This window comes from Bacillus sp. EB106-02-03-XG38, assembly GCF_058792175.1.
Genome location: NZ_JBYTED010000002.1, coordinates 181076 through 202156 on the forward strand (window position 1 = coordinate 181076; position 21081 = coordinate 202156).

Genomic DNA, 21081 nt, shown 5'->3' on the forward strand with positions numbered 1-21081 from the left:
TCCCCCTTAAAAAAAGAGCTGCAAGTAAGCAGCTCTTTTTTATAACTCATAAATTTCTTTATACTTCGCTTCTAAATAATCTGCTAAGTAATTTGCATTTAATCCTTCGCCTGTCACATCTTCTAAAATTTCAAGTGGCTTTTTCGTTTTACCATATTGGTGAATATTTTCTGTTAACCATTCACGAATTGGCGTTACGTTTCCTTCTTCTAACAATGCATCAAAGTTCGGAATGTCTTTTAACATTCTTTGCTTAAATTGTGCTGCATACATATAACCAAGTGCATAAGATGGGAAGTATCCAAATGAACCACCAGCCCAGTGAACATCTTGTAATACACCTTGTGCATCATTTGCTGGACGAATGCCTAAATATGCTTCCATCTTATCATTCCAAGCAACTGGCAAATCCTTCACTTGTAATGTGCCATCAAATAATTCTTTCTCAAGTTCATAACGAACCATAACGTGAAGCGGATATGTAAGTTCATCTGCTTCTATACGAATGAACGATGGCTTCGATTCGTTAATCGCATCATAAAACTCATCTACTGATATATCATTGAATTGACCATCGCTATACTCTTTTAATAAATCATAATTTTTCTTCCAGAATGATTTATTACGACCGATAAAGTTCTCAAAGAATAACGATTGTGACTCATGAATACCCATAGATGTCCCACTACATAACGGTGTACCTTCAAATTCCTCTGCAATATTTTGTTCATATACAGCATGACCACATTCATGAATTGTTCCAAACACAGCCATACGGAAATCTTTTTCGTCATAGCGTGTCGTAATACGAACATCCCCTCTATTTAATGTAATCTCGAATGGATGTACCGTTTCATCAAGACGACCTGCTTCAAAGTCATAATTTAATTGCTTTAATAGCTCTAATGTAAAGCTTTTTTGTTTTTCTTTTGAAAAATGTTCTGATAAAGCACTTGTCTTTAATCTTTTTTGCGACTCTGATATTTCTTTTACGAGCGGAACGATACGCTCACGAAGTTGGCCAAATACGTGATCTAACACTTCTACCGTAATACCTGGCTCATACATATCTAATAATGTATTATATTTATATGTTTCGTAACCCCAATATGCAATAAATTTCTTTTTAAATTCAACTATTTGTTCTAAATACGGACGGAACATTTCGAAATCAGATTTTTCGCGAGCTTCTTCCCACACACTTTCCGCTTTCGCTTCTAATTTCACATACGCTTCATATTCCGCTTGTGGAATTTTCTTATTTCTATCATATTCTTTACGACACTCTTCAACCATTTTCTTCGTCGTTTCAGAAAGTTTGTCTTCACTTATTAAAGCTTCAAGCTCTGTTAAATAGTTCCCCATCTCATCTGAAGTTGACATAGCAAATACTTCTGATGAAAGCATGCCAATTACTTCTGAACGTTGGTCTACACCTTTTTTAGGCGCACCTGTTCTCAAGTCCCAAAACATTAAGCTTAATGCTTCTCCGTAATTTTGTATCTTCTTCACATATGTTAAAAATTGTTTTTCTACTTCATATGTAGCTACTGTCATCGTATAAAAACCTCCCTTTTCTACCTCAAACTTAATTCGACATGAAAATCTAAATTCCTTTTATAATAGAAAAAAAGCTTGGCAAGCGCCAAGCTTTCTCCTTATAATTCTTTACCTTCTACCGGTAGTACGTTTTTCACCGCTTCTACCACTTTCTCATCTTCTGTATCAGATAAGAAGATTGAAATAGCACCTTTATCGTCACTCGTACGAATTAAACGACCAATGCCTTGACGAAGACGTAAAATCATATATGGTACATCTACATCCCAAAACGGATCATTCACATGTTTACGCTTCGCTTCAAACACCGGATCGTTTGGAGGGAATGGTAATGACCAAATGATAACATGTGATAATGATGAACCAGGAATGTCTAAACCTTCCCATAAATGAACGGCACAAAGTACAGTCTCTTCTTCATTTTGGAAGCGAGAAACGAGCTGACTAATTTCTTGGTCCCCTTCATATAGGAACGGAACTGACATTTGTTCTTTACTTACATATTCTTTAAACGCTGCAAGCTCTTGCGTTGTACGGAATAATACAAGTGTACGTCCATTTGTTTTTTGTATATTTTCAAGTGTATATTGACACTTTCTTTCCCATTCATTTTCTTTCGTATGCGATAGTAAGTTTACTGCCATTTGCTCTTCATAATCAAACGGTGAGGCAACTGAGAATGATAAGTAATCTTTTACCCCTAAGCTATTCGCTGTAAACGCGAATGAATCGTTATTAGATAATGTAGCAGACGAGAAGATATACGGGATTTTCTTCGAGAATACTTTCTCTTGTAACACTTCTTCAACTGCACGTGGCATAATTACTAACGTGAAGGCTCCATCACCTTCTTCACCCCATGTAATTACATTTTTCTCGTGCATGAACAGACGAAGTGAATGTTCTAATACATCTAAATGTTCATCAACGATATTTAAATCATACGTGTTTACTGTATGCATTTCACTTTCAAATACTAATGCATCACCGACTTCACCAATTTTCGCATAAAGTCGTTTTGCTTCAGCTGTTACTTTTTCTGTCACAGTAATTTCTAAACGATCCGAACCGGCAATTTCTTTTTTATTTTCCTGTAACACATCAAAGAATCGCTCTGTTTGCCAAATTGTTTCTTCTACTAAATGTGCAAACTCTTCACGAATATCATTTTGTAATAGTCTCGTTAAAAGCTGTTCCATCATCGTTTGCTTTAAACGGTATGTCAAAGCTTTTTGAGCTGCATATTCTACAAGATGTCCTTCATCGAATACAACGCAACTGCTTTCTGGTAATAATGGAATTTGTCCTTCACGCTTACGAGCATCGTACGTCCAAATATGATCCATATAGAAATCTTGAGAACAAATAATTAAATCTGCTGCTTTACGATAATGTTCACGTGAAAGAGTTTGACCGCAACGGTGACGGGAATCACAAGTGAAGCAATCTTGGAAATAATCCCAATTTACTTTCGACCATTCTTCGTCATTTAATAGTGGAAATTCTTTTCGGTCACCGTAGTGAGTAAAGTTTTGCATCGTACCATGATCGAATACAAACTGCGGTAATTCATAATATACGTCTTCAATTACTTCTGGAGCTCGTCCACTCATAACATCTTCAAGCTTACGTAAACATAAATAATTATCCATTGATTTCGCAAGTCTTACATCTACTGATAAGCCTAACGCTTCAGATAATTTCGCAATGTCTCCTTCTTCTTTCACAAGCTGCTCAATTAACGTTTCATCTGCACAAGCAATAATAGCTGGTTTCCCAGTATAACGCGCATAGCAAATTGCATATAGAAGATATACAATTGTTTTCCCTGTTCCTACACCCGCTTCTGCGAACATTACTTTCTTTTCTTGGAAAGCACGCTCTAATTGAAACGCCATAAAAATTTGTTCATCACGCTCTTCAAAGCCTTTTTCCGGAAGGATGTCGTAAAACACATCTCCAATCCACTCATTCAACTTATCATAAAAATTATCTTGTTTTCCTACTTCAAATGGTAATCTCTTCTCAGTAAACATCCTTAGCCTCCAACCAAAAAGTTTTTCTATAAAAAGATATAGCAACCGCTACTCATTTGTATGCAGTCACTTTCCCCTGTTACAATACATAGAAATACACGAAAAAAAATTTCCCTTTCGAAAAAGGAAAATTTTCTTCTATATTAATGACTTTAAATACCGTTTATCAATCGCTGTTTCATGTGAAAGAGCTGACAAATATTCTTCTTGTGCTTTTTGTATTTCATCTACAATCACACCTTGGCTATCCACTTCTTTTCCGAGCTCATCATACGTACGGTGAATAGCTTTTTGAATCATTGATAATTGGAAACTATCCATATTAGTTCCTCCTTTACGCATTACATAATAGCCAGTATATGCGCGCTGGAGGAGTTTTATACTATGAATTACGCGGTGGACGTTTTCCGAAGTATTGGTAGTAATCTGTACGGATAAATCCGTTAAATAGTTTACGTTTCTTCGATGCATCTTTTCCGTAACACTTCTCAAATGCTTCGTAACTTGTTAATACATACGCTGACCATGTATCTAACGGACGGAATACTTGTCCCATTTCTTTGTACAATTGTTCAACAAGTGCTTTTTCACTTAAACGTTCTCCGTATGGAGGATTCGTTACAACATAGCCATAATCCTCTTTTGTCGTAAAATCTTTTACTTGCATTTGTTTAAATGTAATTAAATCACCTAAACCTACTTCTTCTGCGTTATCTTGAGCAACTCGAATCATTCGATGATCGATATCTGATCCAATAATTTGCAGTCGTTGATCATAATTCGCTAAATCTTCAGCTTCTTGACGAGCTTCACGCCAGTTTTGTTTACCAACCCAGCCCCACTCATCTGATGCGAAGCCACGGTTAAATCCTGGTGCGATATTTTGTCCAATTAATGCTGCTTCAATCGGAATGGTACCTGATCCACAGAAAGGATCCACGAAAGGACGATCTGGCTTCCAGTTTGTTAACTTAATTAAAGACGCAGCTAATGTTTCTTTTAATGGAGCTTCCCCTTGGTCCATACGGTATCCACGTTTATGAAGCCCAACACCACTTGCATCAATTGTTAACGTTGCAATATCCTTTAGCATTGCAATCTCAATGCGGAATAGCGGACCATCTTCTTCAAACCAAGTTGTACGTTTATACGTTGTTTTTAATTTTTCAACGACAGCTTTTTTAACGATACGTTGGCAATCTGAAACACTGAACAACTCAGATTTTAAAGACTTACCAATTACAGGGAATTCCCCATTCTCTGGAATATAATCTCCCCAGTTTAATGCTTTCGTTTTCTCAAACAGCTCATCAAATGTTGTCGCTTTGAATTCGCCAACTTTAATTTTCACACGGTCCGCAGTACGTAACCATAAGTTCGTGCGACAAATCGCCTTTTCATCTGCTTCAAATGTTACTTTGCTGTTTTCTACTTGGCATTCATAACCAAGATCACGAACTTCTCGGGCAACTAACGCTTCAATACCCATTGCCGCTGTTGCGATTAAAGTAACTTTTCCCATTTGCATTCACCTCTTATGTATATTCAAACAATGATTAATAGCGATTTATCCTATTAATCATTACATTTTACAAAGAATTTTCTCATTAACCATTTTAACTCATAAATTATAACTTCATACAAATAAAAAGCCCTCCTCTAACAAAGGAGAGCTGAGTTATTTCATAGTTGGTTCATAACGTTCTGTAAGCCATGTTCTGTTCCTTTGTACTGCAAACGGCCCACGCCTCGTACTCCGGTGGCAATCATCTATCTACAGGTTATACAACCTGTCCTTTCCCATCGTTCATTTCCTTGGAAAAGATTCCCCTACCATTATTTGGGTTTCTCGCTCGTGGGGTTTACCTCGTTCCACTCCTATCATTTCTTCAAGGACTTCGTCACTGTGGCACTTTAAAGGTAGTCAAACCATATCCGAAGACTTAGGTTTTTTCCCTGCCGTTAAACCAGCCTTACAGCCAGAATACCCTAGCTTATGAATTGGCTAGGCACGAACACTACAGCCATCTCAGGCCGTGCGAGCATGGACTTTCCTCTACAACGTTGGCGTTGCAGCGATTACCCAAACGTTATGACATCCATTAGTATAGTGGAAACAAAAAGATTTTGCAATGTTTTTTTCTATGTAAAATGCTTTAACCTTTTTACCACTAGAATTTATTCGTATAACTTACTTCCAAATACAGCTTTTTCTAAATTAGATAGACGTTTTAAAATGTCCGTATTCGTGTTGTTATATACAGGTTGTGCAACTGGTGTTTGTACAACTGGTTGTTGCGGTACTTGTGGTGCTGCTAATTTTTGTTCCTCTAATTCACGCTTTAAACGAGCATTTTGTTGCTTTAATTGCTCAAATTCCTTGTGGAAAGCTTCATAGTCTTTAATGATCATATCAAGAAACTTGTCTACTTCTTCTTGTTGATAACCTCTCATACCTGTTTTAAATTCTTTTTCTAAAATATCTTTCGCCGTTAATTTAATTTTATCCGAAATCATTTTCTTCACCTCAAATTTTTGCCAAAACTTTCATTACCTAAATTTTTTCAGAAACAACGCCTTTTGTCAATCATATATACGAGTACTATATTACATATTACTCAGCATTATTCCACTGTTCCTCTTCTATTATATCTTGTAAATCGGAAAAAAGAATGAAATAACTGTGATAATTTTCTATTTCTCCTTTTTTCTTTGCTGCTTCTACAATATATTTAGGACTCCCTGGTTTCTCTTCATCATATACAGCTAAAAGTGCATCACTTTTTTCAATAAAAAATTGATTTTTTAATTTAAATTGCTCCGGGCTTTCGTACTTCCGTTTCGTAATACTATCAATATGGTCTGCTTGAGAGAGAATAAATTCGTAATATTCACGATTGTCTTCCTTCCAGCTTTCTTCTTGTTCTAAAAACGGAGTAAATACCGCTAATTTTAAATCTGGATATTCTACTTGAATTTCAAAAACAACTTCAGCAGCCCATAATTCTACTCCTAACTGCCCACTTATTATGACCCATTCCAAACCCTCTTCTACAAAAGTAGTTAACTTTCGGTGCAATGCTTTTTTTATACATTCCACCCCTGGATGATCATTTTTAAATATACCAAGTTCAAATGGCTTATATCCCGTTACAGCAATAACTTTCATATCAACACTCCAATTACAAAAAAAGAACTAGCATTTCGCTAGTTCTAACATATCATTTACTTTTTAAATATTCCACCAACGTTTGGTCCAATGTTCGGGCCTACTGGTGATACATTGTTTGGTAAAAATGGTGATACATTCGGTCCTACCGGAGATACATTATTCGGTAAGAATGGTGATACATTTGGTCCTGGACCAAATGGAGATACTTGATGTCCGTGGTGTCCGTGATGTCCGTGACCACACGGTCCACATCCGCCGCCAAATCCTGGATCAACTGGGTCTACAACATTTACATTTGAGTTTGTTTGCGGGAAGAAGTTTTGGTTTTTAATTTGCTGATGATGTACATGTGTTGTATGCGTCGGGAAAATGTGTGGCACCACCGTTGTTGAAAAAGAATGTGTTACGCACTGTTTCGTCGGATGAATGACAGGAGCAGTTGTACAAATAGGTCCTGTAGGCTTATGCCCTCCAAAGCAAGGATGACAATGATGCATAGTTTTTTCTCTCCTCTCTCATAAAAAAAATCTGATTACACTTTACAGTATGAGAAAAGAGGGAAAGCCGTTTGTTATATATACCCATTTATTACAAGGAAATTTGTCTAGTCCTTACTTCATATACAATACTTTTTATAGACAACCCTCCAAAATTACTTACCAAAAAATCCTCCAACTTGCTTTACAATACCTGTTACTTGATTCATTGCATTCATCATTTGTCCAGCAGTATTCATCATTTTATTTACGTCATAGTTACCATCTGAGTTTTTAAATTGGGAAACAAAACTAGAAAACTGACTCGGTTGTTGTTGTTTTTGTTTATTCTGCGTCGGATACGGTTGTTTTGGTGGATAAAACATTGCTTGTTGATTTCCATAAGGGGATGGCGGCATATAATATTGCGAATTCATATAAGGTTGTGGTTGTTGATTCATATAAGGTTGCTGCGGTTGTTGTTGATTCATAAACGACACTTCAAATGGTTGATAATAATTTTGATTTCCATAATAAGGTTCGAAAGGATACATATTATACCGTAAATATGTATCTGCATTATATTGGTACATATTTTGCTGGGGATATGGATTAGCTTGCTGATATGCGTTAGGTTGTTGAAACATGCATTCTCTCCTCCTTCACATAAGTTTCTACATATATAATATGTACCTACAAAATAATATGTGTGACGGAGTACCTGTCTATTTTTGTCGGAAGTTTAAATTTTTAAAAAATTAAAAAAGAAAACCCTTCCATGCTATGATAATGAAGAAGAAGATTCTCATGGGGGAGGAATCAACATGGTATTAGGGGATTTAAAACAAGCGTTTTCTCAAAAAAAGGGGTATTACACAGAGAATGTAAATGAATTGTTAGACTTTGCGAGGCATTGGTATCTCGAAGGAAAAATATGCATTTCAGATTACCGAACATTAATAAAAGAATTAGAAATAAGCGGTGCAACAAAACCGACAACAATGACAGAAGCATAAAAAAAACAAGAGGGTTTCCCCTCTTGTTACTTACATTGCTCAATTATATTTTGCAAAGTATACGAAATAGCTTGATGTGTTTCAAAGAATCGCTTACCCTTACCTTTATTTACAAAACATTGCAGCACATTTGTTTGTAAATTATCGTACACTTGATCAATTTGCTGTACATGTATATACTTCGGTTTTTCTTCCTTAATCCATTTATAAGCTAATTCTTTCCACACTTTTAATTCTTCATCTACCATATCTACAAACGGTTTCATATCCTTATAAAAATCGTATTCAACCATTTCTCTTTTTTTCATATTTGCCTCATTATTATACTGCATAAGTTTTTCCGAAGACTGTATTAACGCTTCATACACCATTTTATTCCCACCTTATTATGCACTCACTACGACGTTTTGAAATGCCTTCACCCAATTCCCTTTTTCTTCGTGATGCACTAATTTATTTTCCATATGCTCAATATGCATTTCTGTTATTTCTATCTTATTACATATTTTTTCGCTCTTATCCTTCAATGCATGATTCATTCTAATCCCTATATTCATTTCCAGCAAATCGAGAGAACTTAACATTTGATCCATTGTTTTCATTACATCTTCCTTCTGAACCATCGCCATATACAAAACGCCTCCTTCTTTGCTTTTCCTTTGTCATGTAATTTCGCCGAATGACTTCTCACTCCTGCCCACATGACAAAACTAGTTGTTATTCGTCAAAGAAATCATTTTGTATGTCATTTATAGAAATGGTAACAATACAAAAAGGAGGTGTATGCAAATGGCAAAGAACAAAAATGAAAAAAAGAAAAAACAAGGCAAACAAAATAAACCCGAAACTGGTAATCCAAAGTTAGATGGTCCAAACTTCCCTGCTACATAAAGTGAAACTTTAATCAGCCCTCACATAAATTCTTTGCTTTCACTGAATTTTGAGTTAGGGTCTTACTGCCCGGCAAATAGCGGGGTAAAGTGAAAATGTAGCACTTTTACAAAAAGTTCATTTCTGAAGTATCCTTAATCTCTTATATTTATTACATTTTGAGATTGAATCTTTACTTGTTGCAGGATTACTTCATATTAAGAAGTCCCGTCTTCACAGATGAAGACGGGACTTCTTTTTTATTATATCATGAACTCATCTATCCTTTTAACAAAACGATTTACGATAGAAGCTGCATAGATTTGCCCCCTCTTTCTTTTATACCATTCCGTTATATCAACTTCTCCCTTATACTCTTTCAGCAAAAACAACTCTTTTATTTCCGTATCTCTACAAAACCAATCTCTCATACTTATTTCCTTATGCGCAACAACAGGATAGACTTCTCTAAGGGCTGGTGTACAAGATTTTCTCGCTTCTCTTACATATTGTTCATAATCTGCTCTTGATCCTGTGTGTATCGTTTGCAATGCGAACCTATGGAATAAACATTTGTAATTCGGATGGAACAATAACGCCGCTAATTTCTTTCCTAGTTCTATACGCTTTTGTAACGTTTCAAATTGATAAACTGAAAAACCATACATATTCCCTTCGACGGTTGGAAAAATAACGGCACTAATATGAAGCATTTCTTGCAATTTAAAAAGCACAGTATGAAATACATGCTTTTTAAAATATGCATTCTCAATAATTGGTTTTTGAATTTTATGTTGTTCATTTATAATAAGCGCTATCATGAGCCTATTTATATCTTTTTTCTCCCAAAAATATAACCATTCTTTCTCCATAAAAATTGATACGTTGAAATATTGTAACAAATAGAATAGCGGTATCTGTCTCCTCTTACTTTCTTCATATAACAATAGCTGAGGAAATGCATCTAAAAAAATAATCCAATTTGCTTCTTCATAAGTTAGAAACAAATGTTTTTTTACTGTTTGAGGTAAAACAGTAGCATAATATCTCCCTTCTAGATCAGTCATGTTCCATCCCGCATTTCTAGAGACCATACTTGCTAAAAAAGCCCATCTAATTTCACCATTTCTTACATAATATTCTTGATAACACTGCGTTCGAGAAATATTGTCCCTATTAGCTGTTTCTATTTCCCTATTAATGTTGTAAACGATTGCTTTTTCTTCTTCTGTACAGACCATATTTTTACGATATTGTTTAATTTTTTCATAATCATTCCATGTAAACATGAACACGTCATCATACCTTTCTTCAAAAAGGTCACATCTTTTTTCATTTTTTTGTTATAATCACCTTTGTAAGTAATTCTTAGCAAGTTGGGAGTGGACACACTATGACCATTCGTTACCCAAATGGAAAACGGTACAATCAAGCTTCACAACCTCATAAAACACCAATTAAAAAACATACTTACAGTAATAGAGGTATGTCCCTTGAAGAGGAATTGAATGAAACGAATGAATATTACTTAACCCATAATATTGCATGCGTACATAAAAAACCGACACCTCTTCAAATTGTAAAAGTAGATTACCCCGCTCGAAGTGCTGCAGTGGTAAAAGAAGCGTATTTTAAACAACCTTCTACAACAGATTACAACGGTGTATATAAAGGGAAATACATCGATTTTGAAGCGAAAGAGACAAAAAATAAAACCAGTTTTCCACTTCAAAACTTCCACCTCCATCAAATTGAACATATGAAGCAAGTAATTGCTCATAATGGAATTGCATTTGTTATTATTAAATTTACACTTTTTGATGAACTTTATTTATTAGATGCAAAACATATTATTGCATTTTGGAATCGTCAAAATACTGGTGGACGAAAATCGATTACGAAAGAAGAAATAGTAGAGCATGGATCTTTATTATCATGCGGTTATCACCCTCGGATTGATTATATCCGTGTACTAGACACGGTTTATTTTTCGTGATAGAGTCATCACTAAGGCTCTTTTTTCGACTTTTGGGGAGAGAATGAAAGGTAGGAGAAAGTATAATGTCAGATAATTATCGTTCTCGTACAGAACGAAATCATGTAAAAAATCAAAAGCAAGAAACAAATACAGAGAAAAAACCAAAGAAAAAAGGCTCCTTTTTTAAAAAATTCCTTATAGGTTGTCTACTTCTTGGTATCGTTGGTCTTGTAGCTGGCGTTTCCGCTTTCTTTGTTATGGTGAAGGACGCTCCAAAATTAGACAAATCAAAACTTGTCAATCCTTTATCAACAAAGTTTCTTGATAAGGACGGGAACTTTTTCTATGAATACGGTGCTGAAAAACGAACCCACGTTACGTATGATCAAATTCCAAAAGTAGTTGAAAATGCATTCCTTGCAACTGAGGACTCACGTTTCTATGATCATAATGGAATTGATTTTAAACGAACTACAAAAGCAGTTATGGAAAATGTCACTGGAGGATTCGGATCTCAAGGTGGTAGTACGATTACGCAACAAGTAGTCAAAAACTATTTTCTAACGATGGACAAAACTGCAAAGAGAAAAGTGCAAGAATGGTACTTATCTTATAAATTAGAGCAACAATACTCTAAACATGAGATTTTAGAAATGTACTTAAATAAGATTAATTTAGGTAACCGTTCATATGGTATTGCGACAGCAGCGCAAAAATATTATGGTAAGGATTTAAAAGACTTGCAATTACATGAAGCTGCTATGCTCGCTGGTTTACCCCAAGGTCCAAACATTTATGATCCAACCAAAAAGGAAAATGTTGAACGAGCAACAAATCGTCGTAATGTTGTATTATCATTAATGAATCGACATGGTTATATAACAAAAGAAGAAATGAATAACGCAGTTAAAATTCCAGTAACTGAGGGTCTTCAACCATCTTCAGAAATAACGGAGATGAAGTATCAAGCATTTTTAGATGCGGTTGTAAAAGAAGTTGAAAAAGAATATCCTGATGTAAATATTGGTTCAGATGGTTTAACGATTCATACAACACTTGATCAAGATGCTCAAGATTATGCTGAAAAAATTATGGATGGTAATCTTATTAAGTATCCGAACGATCAATTCCAAGGTTCATTCGTATTTATGGATACACAATCTGGAGAAGTTCGAGCAATTGGAGCTGGGCGTAAAGAAAGTAAGTCTACTTTCAAAGGTCATAATATGGCCACTGATTTAAAACGCCAAGTCGGTTCAACAATGAAACCAATTTTCGACTACGGACCAGCAATTGAGAATTTACAATGGTCTACATACCATCAATTAAATGACTCAGAGTATACGTATTCCAATGGTAAAAAAATACGAAATGCAACAAATAGTTACAAAGGTGACGTTTCACTACGTGAAGCTTTGAAAAAGTCATTAAACATCCCAGCTTTAAAAACAGCCCAAGCGGTTGGTCTTCCTAAGTCACAAGCGTTCGCTGAAGGTTTAGGTATGACATTTAAAGACGGCAAAACATATGAATCAACAGCAATTGGTAGTAACGATAGTTCTCCATTACAAGTAGCGGGGGCATATGCAGCCTTTGGTAACGATGGGAACTACAATAAACCGCACTTCGTAAAAGAAGTTATCTTCCCAGATGGGAAAAAGAAAAGTTTTAAACCGAAAGAACAACGTGCGATGCAAGACTATACAGCTTACATGGTGACTGACGTTCTTCGTGACGTAGTAAAACCTGGTTCTGGCGGTACTGGTCCAACAGCATACGTTTCAGGTGTTGATGTTGCCGGTAAAACAGGAACACAAAACTTTGATGAAGATGTTATTAAAAAATATGGTATTCCAGCTGATGCAAACAGAGATAGTTGGTTCGCTGGATATTCGCCGCAATATACAATGGCTGTTTGGACAGGTTACGAAAAAAATGGCCCAGAAAACTACATTAGTGATCGTTATACTAGAATTGCGCAACAAATGTTCCAACTAATGATGAGTAAATTCGCTACAGATAAATCACGTTTCGAACGCCCTTCTTCTGTACAAGAATTAAACGGTGAATTGTACGTAAAAGGCGCGAAAAAAGACGCAGTGAAACAAATTAAAGTAGATGCACCTAGTGGTCTTAATGTTACTTTCGATGGTGCTAGCACAGTTACACTAAACTGGTCTGGACCAGCAGCGGCAGTTGATGCGTATGCAGCAAGCTATAAAGCGACTGACGGTTCAAGTGGTAGTTTATCAATAAACGGTACAACAGCTACTCTTGGTGGTATTAAACCAGGCGTTACTTACAGTTTCTCCGTAGTAGCGAAAAAAGGTACTGGAACAAGCCCAGCAGTTGGAGCATCCTTCACTGCGCCTGGCGGAACTCCAGACGCGAAGAAAGCTGAAGAAGAGGCTGCCAAAAAGAAAGCCGAAGAAGATGCTAAGAAAAAAGCTGATGAGGAAGCTCAGAAAAAGGCTAATGAAGATAAATTAAAACAAGAAGATGCTAAGAAAAAAGCTGATGAAGAACAGCGTAAACAACAAGAACAACAGCTGCAAGAACAACAACGTAAACAGCAAGAAGAAGCCCAAAAGAAAGCTGATGAGGAAGCTAGAAAAAAAGCTGAAGAAGAAGCTAAGAAGGCTGAAGAAGAGGCTAAGAGAAAAGCTGAAGAAGAAGCTAGAAAAAAAGCTGAAGAAGAAGCTAAGAAACAACAAGAGCAACAACAAAATACAGGTGAAGATACACCTCACGCAGACGGAAATGTTGTTACAACAGAATCTTAATACAAAAAAGAAGTCCTTTTCTCTTAACGAGAAAAGGACTTCTTTTTTGTTATCATTTTCTTTACATATAACTTTTCTATTTCAATATACAACTGCGCTAACTGAATATAAGAATGATAATTATTTGGTTTCTTTATAATGAACGAATATCGCTCCATAAAATTAACTGGTTGTACTTCTAATCTGCTCGTGTAATCTTCCATTTCATTCAAACTATGAACAGGTTGCTCATTTAGCCAATATACAATTGAAAGCAAATGTGCTGCAAATAGAATCATTGGGCCTTCAGCTTCTTGCTTATTTCTGTTTCGAAATAGTATAGCAATACCTTCATGCTTACTTTTCCATACATTCAATAGTACTGGAATACTATTTTCAATTTCATTCCACGGCTCATATTGTCTTTCCATATCATATATAAAGTAAGTATTTTGTATGATTTCTTCAAAAGGCTGTTCTGTATAATACACAACCGAGTGTATACTTTCTTTAAAAAATGGTAAGCACCGAAATTCTTTCGGTATTTCTATAACTCGCTCCATCCTTTATTTCCCCTTCATTCGCTTCTTTCCTTCACGACATACTTCTAGTAAAGGACACTCTTCACATTGTGGTCGCTGTGCTTTACAGTGATAACGTCCAAAAAAAATCAGACGGTGATGTGTAACGCTCCATTCATCCATCGGAATTTTTTTCATTAATGTCTTTTCTACTTCTAACACCGAATCTTTCCATCGACAAATCGCTAACCGTTTACTCACTCGCTCTACATGCGTATCAACAGCAATTGCCGGAATACCATACGCTACCGAAACAACTACATTTGCTGTTTTTCTCCCTACTCCTGGTAATTTCGTCAGCTCGTCACGGTCTTCTGGAACTTTTCCATTATAATCATCCAACAACATCTGGCACAATTTTTGAATGTTCTTTGCTTTATTTCTATACAATCCAATAGAACGTATATCTTGTTGTAACTCTTCTAAAGAAACACTTAAGTAATCTTCTGGTGTTTTATATTTTTGAAATAAATTTTTCGTCACTTTATTTACAAGTGCATCTGTACATTGTGCAGATAATGCTACCGCGATTACTAGTTCAAACGGATTATCATGTATTAATTCACAATGTGCTTCTGGATACATATTCGCCATCGTGTCTAAACAATAGCGAATTTGCGTTTTATTTAACATATATTTCCTCCTACATTACTGCTCCAACCAATTATAAAAAGGCACTTTCCCAGTAAATTTCGTCTCTTGTTTTGTCGTTTGTTGCGTTCGTTGTTGATTTGCTCTAAATTTTCGTCCTTGGTTTTGAGCTTGATCTACTGTTTTAATACCATTCTTTTTCCACTCAAATAAAATACGGTCGATATATCGGAAATTAAGCTTACCACTCATTACCGCTTCCCTGAGGGCCGCTTGAATTAAATTCGGATGATGTTGATCTTGATCTTCCCACATTCCTAACGTCTCACATTCAAATGGAGAAAGTGGTCTTCCAAATTCTTTTTCAAATACTGTATATAAATTTACTTGCAGTTGTTTTATTTCTTTTTGTTCTTCCTCTATTGATTCATTCATTAAAAAGTGCAATATTTTTTCCCAAAGCGGTTGTAAAGAATAACTTTCACACATCATCGCTTCTGATCTTTGTCCACCTTCTAGTGATAAAAAACCTTTTTGAATCAACGTCTGAATGACTTCCATACATTTCATTTCACTAATTGTCATCCGTTCTGAAATCTCTGACGGAGTCGGAAACGAATTGCCCGATTCTAAAAATGTGTGTACGTGAAGTACAACCATAAATTCCGTTTCATTTAACCCTAATTTTTTATAATGCATCATAAGTAATTTTGGAATTGCAATGCTTCCCTGCTCAAACCACTGTAACATCATTTTCTTTTTCATCACCAAACACCTCGCTCTCTAGTATAACACACCTTTCGCTATTTCTTTTTGCCACAATTCGTCAAAAAAACCTTCCTATTATGTAGGAAGGTTTTTTGTATTGCGTTCATAAAATATTAGGGTTAAGCTTGCACTTTACTTTTCATAAACGTATGAATGCGTTCTAATGCTTTCTCTACTTGTTCAAGAGACGTCGCATATGATAAGCGAACGTTATTCGGAGCACCAAATCCTGTACCTGGTACAAGAGCCACTTTTTCCTCTTCTAATAGAGCTTTTGCCCAATCATCAACGTTTTCGTATCCAGATAAAGCTACAGCTTCTTTTACATTAGGGAATAAGTAAAATGCACCTTGTGGTTTAATACAAGTAAAGCCAGGGATTTGAATTAATTTATCATAAATAATGTTTAATCTCTCTTCAAATGCTTGACGCATTGTTTCTACAGGTTCCTGTGAGCCTGCATATGCCGCAATTGCGCCGTATTGAGCGATTGAAGTAGGGTTTGACGTACTATGACTCGCTAAGTTCGTCATCGCTTTAATAAGCTGCTTATTTCCTGCTGCATATCCAATACGCCATCCTGTCATAGAGTGAGATTTAGATACACCATTAATAATAAGTGTTTGTTCTTTTAATACATTAGAAAGCTGGGCAACCGAAGTATATTCTGCTCCACCATAAATTAACTTTTCATAAATTTCATCTGAAACGATTAAAATATCGTGTTCTAAGCATACTTCTCCAAGCTGTTGTAATTCTTCTTTGCTGTAAATCATTCCTGTTGGATTGCTCGGTGAATTAATAATAACTGCTTTCGTTTTCTCAGTAATTGCCTCACGTAGCTGCTTCGCTGTAATTTTGTATTCATTGTCTTCAAGACCTTCTACATAAACTGGCTTACCACCAGCAAGCTTTACTTGTTCCGGATAACTTACCCAGTAAGGCGTAGGGATGATAACTTCATCTCCTTCATCAAGTAACACTTGGAATAATGTATATAATGCATGCTTTGCACCGTTACATACAATAATTTCAGATGGATCATACGCAATACCTTGATCGCGAGTAAACTTCTTCACAATTTCTTGTTTTAACGCTTGTAATCCACCTGTTGGTGTATACTTCGTATGTCCTTCTAACATCGCTTTATGTGCAGCATTCATAATATGTTCTGGTGTATTAAAGTCAGGTTCTCCTGCCCCTAATCCAATTACATCATGACCTTCAGCTTTTAATGCTTGCGCCTTTGCTGTAATTTCTAAAGTTGCAGATGGTGTTAAAGCAGCTACTCGCTTTGCTAATTTCATTTGTAGTTCCCCCTACATCTATTTTTCAATGCTGTATCGTCGTAAAAACTGACCATCTTTAAATGCAAGATAGTAATAACTATAACGATTTTCATCATCAATATATGTAACTTCCCATAATGGTATATTATTTTCAAAGCCTAATTTTACTTTTAAAATTTCTTTAGGCTTACTTTTGGGCTCTTTACTGTCATCTCCGACTTGTTCAATCGTTCTTTGTAAAGCATCCTTTTCAGAAATACCTTCGCTCTTTTTCCTTACTATAGTTTCCCCTTTTTTCTCAGGCACCCAAACGATAAGTTGTTCTTCTTTTTCATCTGTACCTTGTACGACTGTATATGAAGATTCTCCGTTATAATAATCAACAGATTTTACTTTTGTAAGCTTTGCCTTTTCTTTCGCAATTTCTACAGATTTTGCCTCTTTCGGGATTTTCTTTTCCATTGCTTTATTGTAAACATACGCCCCATATATTCCGCTAGCAACGATTACGATAACGATTGCAAAGATCCACTTTTTCATTGTATCACTACGTTCTGTAAATCGTAAATACAGCTGTTTCTTTATCTTTTTCGTCTAATGCTAATCCGAACATGAGGTCCTGCTCTTTTAACGTACGATTCAAACTATCAACAATTTTATACAAGTCAGACGAATATTTAATACGCGTCGTTGATAGGACTTCGATTTTCTTATCCATGAAAAAACTCCTCCGTTACACAAAAATTTCTAATTATAGAAGAACGCAATGCGGTTACAATAAGAGTACATTCTTTACAACCCCTGCTTCATCACCCATCTATTATAGCAGGACATGTACAGCAAAAAAAGGTTTCAAGTCGAAAACCAATACATTTTGTATACAAGAAGTAAGAAAAATAAAATTCCTCCTACCCACATTTTTTACGCCTGAAGTTTAAACGTACTTCAGGCGTATTTTTTCTTCCAAATTTATCCTAATTTAATGGACAGTAAGACCCCTACCTCAAAATTCAGCGAAAGCAAAGAATTTAGGTGGGGGTCGGGCTGCCCATTAAAATTCGATTGGTGAGGGCTAATAATCAGTGGGGGATGAAGAACCCCCACTGATTAAAGTTTTACTTTATTCAGTTGGCTGTTCTTTTAATTGTTCTAACAATTCTTCTAAAGGGCCTTCATAGAGCGGGACAGTTGGGATTGATTGTAAAAATCGTTTTCCATAGGAAGCGCTCGTCAAACGACGATCTAATACAAATACCGTTCCGGTATCTGTACTTGTTCTAATAAGACGACCGAATCCTTGTTTAAAACGCAGTATTGCTTGCGGAAGTGCTAACTTAGCGAATACGTCCTCCCCTTGATTTTTTAACCACTCTCCTTTCGCTTCCATCATCGGTTGATGAGGAGGGGTAAAGGGCAGCCGAACAATAACAAGACAACTAAGCGCATCTCCAGGTATATCTATCCCTTCCCAAAAACTACTTGTTCCTAATAAAATTGATTTGTCGAACTCTTGAAATTTACGAATAAGACGACTTCGGCTCTTATTATTCACACTTTGCGTTAATAATAAATATCCTTCTAATTCATCATCATTTTTCAAATTCGTATACGCTTCTTTCAACATTTCATATGAAGTGAATAAAACGAGCATTCTACCTTTTGTAGCTTTCGCTATTTTTGCAATATGTGCCGACACAGATTCAATATATTCTTCATTACTTGCTTGCTTAATAAAAGGCACATCCGTTGAAACCATTAATTTCATCTGTTCTTCAAAACGGAATGGTGACGGGACTTGTAATGTATTTGGAGCAAAATCGTATAAACCTAGCTCTTCTTTTATATAGTCAAACGAATCATTTACTGTTAACGTTGCTGATGTGAAAATAACACTTTTTTTCTCTGTTAAAAATTCATCCGCAAATCTTTCACCAATATGAACCGGCTGCCCATATAAAACAGTTGAATGAATCGTTCCCTTCGTTTCCGTCTCCATCCATGTCACATATGAATTTTTTTCTAAAATGAGTGATTGTAAAGATTGTTCCATCTTTCTCAACAACTCAATTAAATGCATAAATTCACCTGTAACAACATGCATCTCCCATTCTAATTTACTTTGCAATATTTCAACTTGCTTCTCAAGTGTAGTCAATAATTTTCTTACATCGTATACAAAACGATTTGTTAACTCAGTAATGCTATCCCATAACTTACCTTTCTCTACTTCCGTGTTATATCGATAAATGAGTGGCATATTACTTATCCCTTGTTCCTGCTTCGTTTGTTTAAATATGAAAGCACGTAACATTTGGAATAACTCATCCGCATCAAATTTCAATTCCTTCAAACTATGACTCACCATACGGAAAGTCGAACGCGAGGCTTGCTCTGATTTTTTCATCATTTTATATACTTTAGAAAGTACATCATCGGTTTCTAGCGTACCAAGACGAGATAAAACTATCTGGAAATACATACAAGAGAACTGTTCACCTAACGTTCTACTCGCCGCTTCCTCAATATGATGAGCCTCATCAAAAATAATATGTTCACATGAAGCAAATAGCGGTTCTTCACTCGAAAAATCTTGAAATAATAACGCATGATTTGTAATAACGATATCTGCAAATAATGCTTTATTCTTTGCTCGTTGATAAAAACAACGGCTATACCAGTTGCTTTGCATCCCGCCCGGACTATGTACATCACTACAAATACGGTTCCAAAGTAACTTTCCGCCCTCAGGAATATTCAATTCATCTCGATCGCCTGTTTCCGTTTGCAATAACCACACTAAAATTTTTGCCTTTGTGAGCGCCATATCATAATTTTTCTCTTCCTCTTGCAAAGCATATTCAAATTTATGTAGACAAAGATAGTGCTTTCTTCCTTTCAAAAGAGCTACTTCAAATGAAAATGGCATTATTTTCTGTAATAATGGAATTTCTTTTTCTAATATTTGTTGTTGCAGTTGTACTGTTTGGGTACTTATGATGACAGGTTCCTCTTTTTTCGTTGCAAAATAAATACTTGGAAGTAAATATGCAAGAGTTTTTCCTGTTCCTGTTCCTGCTTCAATTAATGAAAATCTAGAATCTCTTAGCGCTGTATATATTTCCTTCATCATAATCTGTTGGCTTTCTCTTTTTTCAAACTTTGGCATATTCAATTCAAGTTTCTCAACTGTCTTATGCAAGAAAGCATCAAATTTTAATGAACACGTTTCACTGAGATTTAAAGAATAATTCCGTTTTCGAAGTGCAATATTTCTATACACTTCATAACCCTCAGCCGCTTTTTTACCATGCATCATTTTCTTTAAAATATTTTCAGAAAGTACATCCGCTATATCACTTTGAAAAACATCGCTTAATTCATAGAGCGATTGCAAGGTGACAAGTGGTAACTTTTCAATTTCATTTAAAAATTGTAAAAACAACTCCGCTGTTGCAAGAGCATCACTATCCGCACGATGTGGTTGATCGTGCTCTAGTTCGTGTTGTTTAGCTAAATCACGTAATTTATAACTATCAGCTGTCGGCAAAAGAATTTGTGCCAACTCAACTGTATCAACTTTTGGACAATGTATTTCTGTATATCCAGCCTGCCTTAATTCTTCCGTTAAAAAATTCCAATCAAAGTGAACGTTATGTGCAACAAAAGCTGCACCTTGTAATAGCTCAACAACCATCGGGGCTACATCTTGAAATAACGGGGCTTGCTTAACCATACTCTCATCAATCCCTGTTAACTCTGTAATAAATGGCGGAATCTCTCTCTTCGGATTAATAAAAGATGAAAAAATCTCTAATATCTCTCCATCTTCCACTACAACAGCTGCAATTTGGGTAATTTTATCCTTCCCATCCTTCCAGGAGTTCCCTGTCGTCTCTAAATCCACAACGACATAACGCTTACTCATATATGTAACACCTCAATTTCTTACCTATCAAACACAAAATTATATAATGTTACTATA

Annotated in this window: 22 protein-coding genes and 1 other RNA gene; 4 read left to right on the plus strand and 19 right to left on the minus strand. The window is 35.7% G+C overall.

Going from position 1 to position 21081, the window contains the following annotated elements:
* Nucleotides 1-39 precede the first annotated feature (39 nt).
* The 9 genes from ypwA to AC3WTI_RS10200 all read right to left on the minus strand — a co-directional run bounded on the left by ypwA (nucleotide 40) and on the right by AC3WTI_RS10200 (nucleotide 7891).
* Nucleotides 40-1557 carry a carboxypeptidase gene (ypwA, locus tag AC3WTI_RS10160; RefSeq protein ID WP_097840399.1) on the minus strand — a complete coding sequence of 506 codons (1518 nt, stop codon included), beginning with the start codon at nucleotides 1555-1557 and terminating at the stop codon, nucleotides 40-42.
* A gap of 101 nt (nucleotides 1558-1658) precedes the next feature.
* On the minus strand, nucleotides 1659-3596 hold the full coding sequence (locus AC3WTI_RS10165) for an ATP-dependent DNA helicase (RefSeq protein ID WP_000493699.1): 1938 nt from the start codon (nucleotides 3594-3596) through the stop codon (nucleotides 1659-1661).
* A 138-nt stretch (nucleotides 3597-3734) separates the two neighbouring features.
* Nucleotides 3735-3917, minus strand: coding sequence for a DUF3921 domain-containing protein (locus tag AC3WTI_RS10170; protein ID WP_000376898.1), 183 nt, complete (start codon nucleotides 3915-3917; stop codon nucleotides 3735-3737).
* Between the two features lie 61 nt (nucleotides 3918-3978).
* Nucleotides 3979-5118, minus strand: coding sequence for a THUMP domain-containing class I SAM-dependent RNA methyltransferase (locus AC3WTI_RS10175; protein WP_000521224.1), 1140 nt, complete (start codon nucleotides 5116-5118; stop codon nucleotides 3979-3981).
* A 180-nt stretch (nucleotides 5119-5298) separates the two neighbouring features.
* Nucleotides 5299-5687, minus strand: an RNA gene (rnpB, locus tag AC3WTI_RS10180) — RNase P RNA component class B.
* Between the two features lie 87 nt (nucleotides 5688-5774).
* Nucleotides 5775-6113, minus strand: a complete 339-nt coding sequence (gene gpsB, locus AC3WTI_RS10185; RefSeq protein ID WP_087958153.1) for a cell division regulator GpsB — start codon at nucleotides 6111-6113, stop codon at nucleotides 5775-5777.
* Nucleotides 6114-6210: 97 nt separating this feature from the next.
* Nucleotides 6211-6765, minus strand: a complete 555-nt coding sequence (locus AC3WTI_RS10190; protein WP_048527093.1) for an SLOG family protein — start codon at nucleotides 6763-6765, stop codon at nucleotides 6211-6213.
* 56 nt (nucleotides 6766-6821) lie between these two features.
* Nucleotides 6822-7265 carry a CotD family spore coat protein gene (locus AC3WTI_RS10195; protein ID WP_048527092.1) on the minus strand — a complete coding sequence of 148 codons (444 nt, stop codon included), beginning with the start codon at nucleotides 7263-7265 and terminating at the stop codon, nucleotides 6822-6824.
* Between the two features lie 155 nt (nucleotides 7266-7420).
* Complete coding sequence (locus AC3WTI_RS10200) at nucleotides 7421-7891, minus strand: YppG family protein (protein WP_087958151.1); 471 nt, start codon at nucleotides 7889-7891, stop codon at nucleotides 7421-7423.
* 177 nt (nucleotides 7892-8068) lie between these two features.
* On the opposite strand from AC3WTI_RS10200, the gene AC3WTI_RS10205 reads away from it, so the two are divergent.
* Nucleotides 8069-8260, plus strand: coding sequence for a YppF family protein (locus AC3WTI_RS10205; RefSeq protein WP_048527089.1), 192 nt, complete (start codon nucleotides 8069-8071; stop codon nucleotides 8258-8260).
* A 26-nt stretch (nucleotides 8261-8286) separates the two neighbouring features.
* On the opposite strand, the gene AC3WTI_RS10210 is transcribed toward AC3WTI_RS10205, so the two are convergent.
* Both AC3WTI_RS10210 and AC3WTI_RS10215 read right to left on the minus strand, forming a co-directional pair.
* A complete protein-coding gene (locus AC3WTI_RS10210; RefSeq protein ID WP_097840398.1) occupies nucleotides 8287-8631 on the minus strand; it encodes a YppE family protein in 345 nt (114 codons plus the stop codon).
* A gap of 15 nt (nucleotides 8632-8646) precedes the next feature.
* Entirely contained in the window at nucleotides 8647-8889 is a 243-nt protein-coding gene (locus AC3WTI_RS10215; RefSeq protein WP_001252039.1) for a hypothetical protein, read from the minus strand.
* 85 nt (nucleotides 8890-8974) lie between these two features.
* Between AC3WTI_RS10215 and AC3WTI_RS10220 the strand changes: the two genes are divergently transcribed.
* On the plus strand, nucleotides 8975-9151 hold the full coding sequence (locus AC3WTI_RS10220; protein ID WP_087958150.1) for a phage portal protein: 177 nt from the start codon (nucleotides 8975-8977) through the stop codon (nucleotides 9149-9151).
* Nucleotides 9152-9393: 242 nt separating this feature from the next.
* Here the strand turns inward: AC3WTI_RS10220 and AC3WTI_RS10225 are convergent, their stop codons facing one another.
* Nucleotides 9394-10419 carry a DUF2515 domain-containing protein gene (locus AC3WTI_RS10225; protein ID WP_097840397.1) on the minus strand — a complete coding sequence of 342 codons (1026 nt, stop codon included), beginning with the start codon at nucleotides 10417-10419 and terminating at the stop codon, nucleotides 9394-9396.
* A 104-nt stretch (nucleotides 10420-10523) separates the two neighbouring features.
* Here AC3WTI_RS10225 and recU point away from each other — a divergent pair, with 104 nt between their 5' ends.
* Both recU and AC3WTI_RS10235 read left to right on the plus strand, forming a co-directional pair.
* Nucleotides 10524-11126 (plus strand): Holliday junction resolvase RecU, encoded by a 603-nt coding sequence (gene recU / locus AC3WTI_RS10230; protein WP_000155593.1) that lies wholly within the window; start codon nucleotides 10524-10526, stop codon nucleotides 11124-11126.
* A gap of 65 nt (nucleotides 11127-11191) precedes the next feature.
* Complete coding sequence (locus AC3WTI_RS10235; protein WP_087958148.1) at nucleotides 11192-13891, plus strand: PBP1A family penicillin-binding protein; 2700 nt, start codon at nucleotides 11192-11194, stop codon at nucleotides 13889-13891.
* Nucleotides 13892-13914: 23 nt separating this feature from the next.
* Here AC3WTI_RS10235 and AC3WTI_RS10240 read toward each other — a convergent pair whose 3' ends face one another.
* From AC3WTI_RS10240 to dinG, 7 genes are all read right to left on the minus strand, one after another.
* A complete protein-coding gene (locus tag AC3WTI_RS10240) occupies nucleotides 13915-14433 on the minus strand; it encodes a YpoC family protein (protein ID WP_097840396.1) in 519 nt (172 codons plus the stop codon).
* Between the two features lie 3 nt (nucleotides 14434-14436).
* On the minus strand, nucleotides 14437-15084 hold the full coding sequence (nth, locus tag AC3WTI_RS10245) for an endonuclease III (protein ID WP_087958146.1): 648 nt from the start codon (nucleotides 15082-15084) through the stop codon (nucleotides 14437-14439).
* A gap of 15 nt (nucleotides 15085-15099) precedes the next feature.
* On the minus strand, nucleotides 15100-15807 hold the full coding sequence (dnaD, locus tag AC3WTI_RS10250) for a DNA replication protein DnaD (RefSeq protein ID WP_071757493.1): 708 nt from the start codon (nucleotides 15805-15807) through the stop codon (nucleotides 15100-15102).
* 122 nt (nucleotides 15808-15929) lie between these two features.
* Entirely contained in the window at nucleotides 15930-17117 is a 1188-nt protein-coding gene (aspB, locus tag AC3WTI_RS10255) for an aspartate transaminase AspB (RefSeq protein ID WP_087958145.1), read from the minus strand.
* An 18-nt stretch (nucleotides 17118-17135) separates the two neighbouring features.
* Nucleotides 17136-17639, minus strand: coding sequence for a cell wall elongation regulator TseB-like domain-containing protein (locus tag AC3WTI_RS10260; protein ID WP_087958144.1), 504 nt, complete (start codon nucleotides 17637-17639; stop codon nucleotides 17136-17138).
* Nucleotides 17640-17646: 7 nt separating this feature from the next.
* Nucleotides 17647-17817, minus strand: a complete 171-nt coding sequence (locus tag AC3WTI_RS10265) for a YpmA family protein (RefSeq protein WP_000358352.1) — start codon at nucleotides 17815-17817, stop codon at nucleotides 17647-17649.
* A gap of 402 nt (nucleotides 17818-18219) precedes the next feature.
* On the minus strand, nucleotides 18220-21024 hold the full coding sequence (dinG, locus tag AC3WTI_RS10270) for an ATP-dependent DNA helicase DinG (RefSeq protein WP_087958143.1): 2805 nt from the start codon (nucleotides 21022-21024) through the stop codon (nucleotides 18220-18222).
* Nucleotides 21025-21081 lie beyond the last annotated feature (57 nt).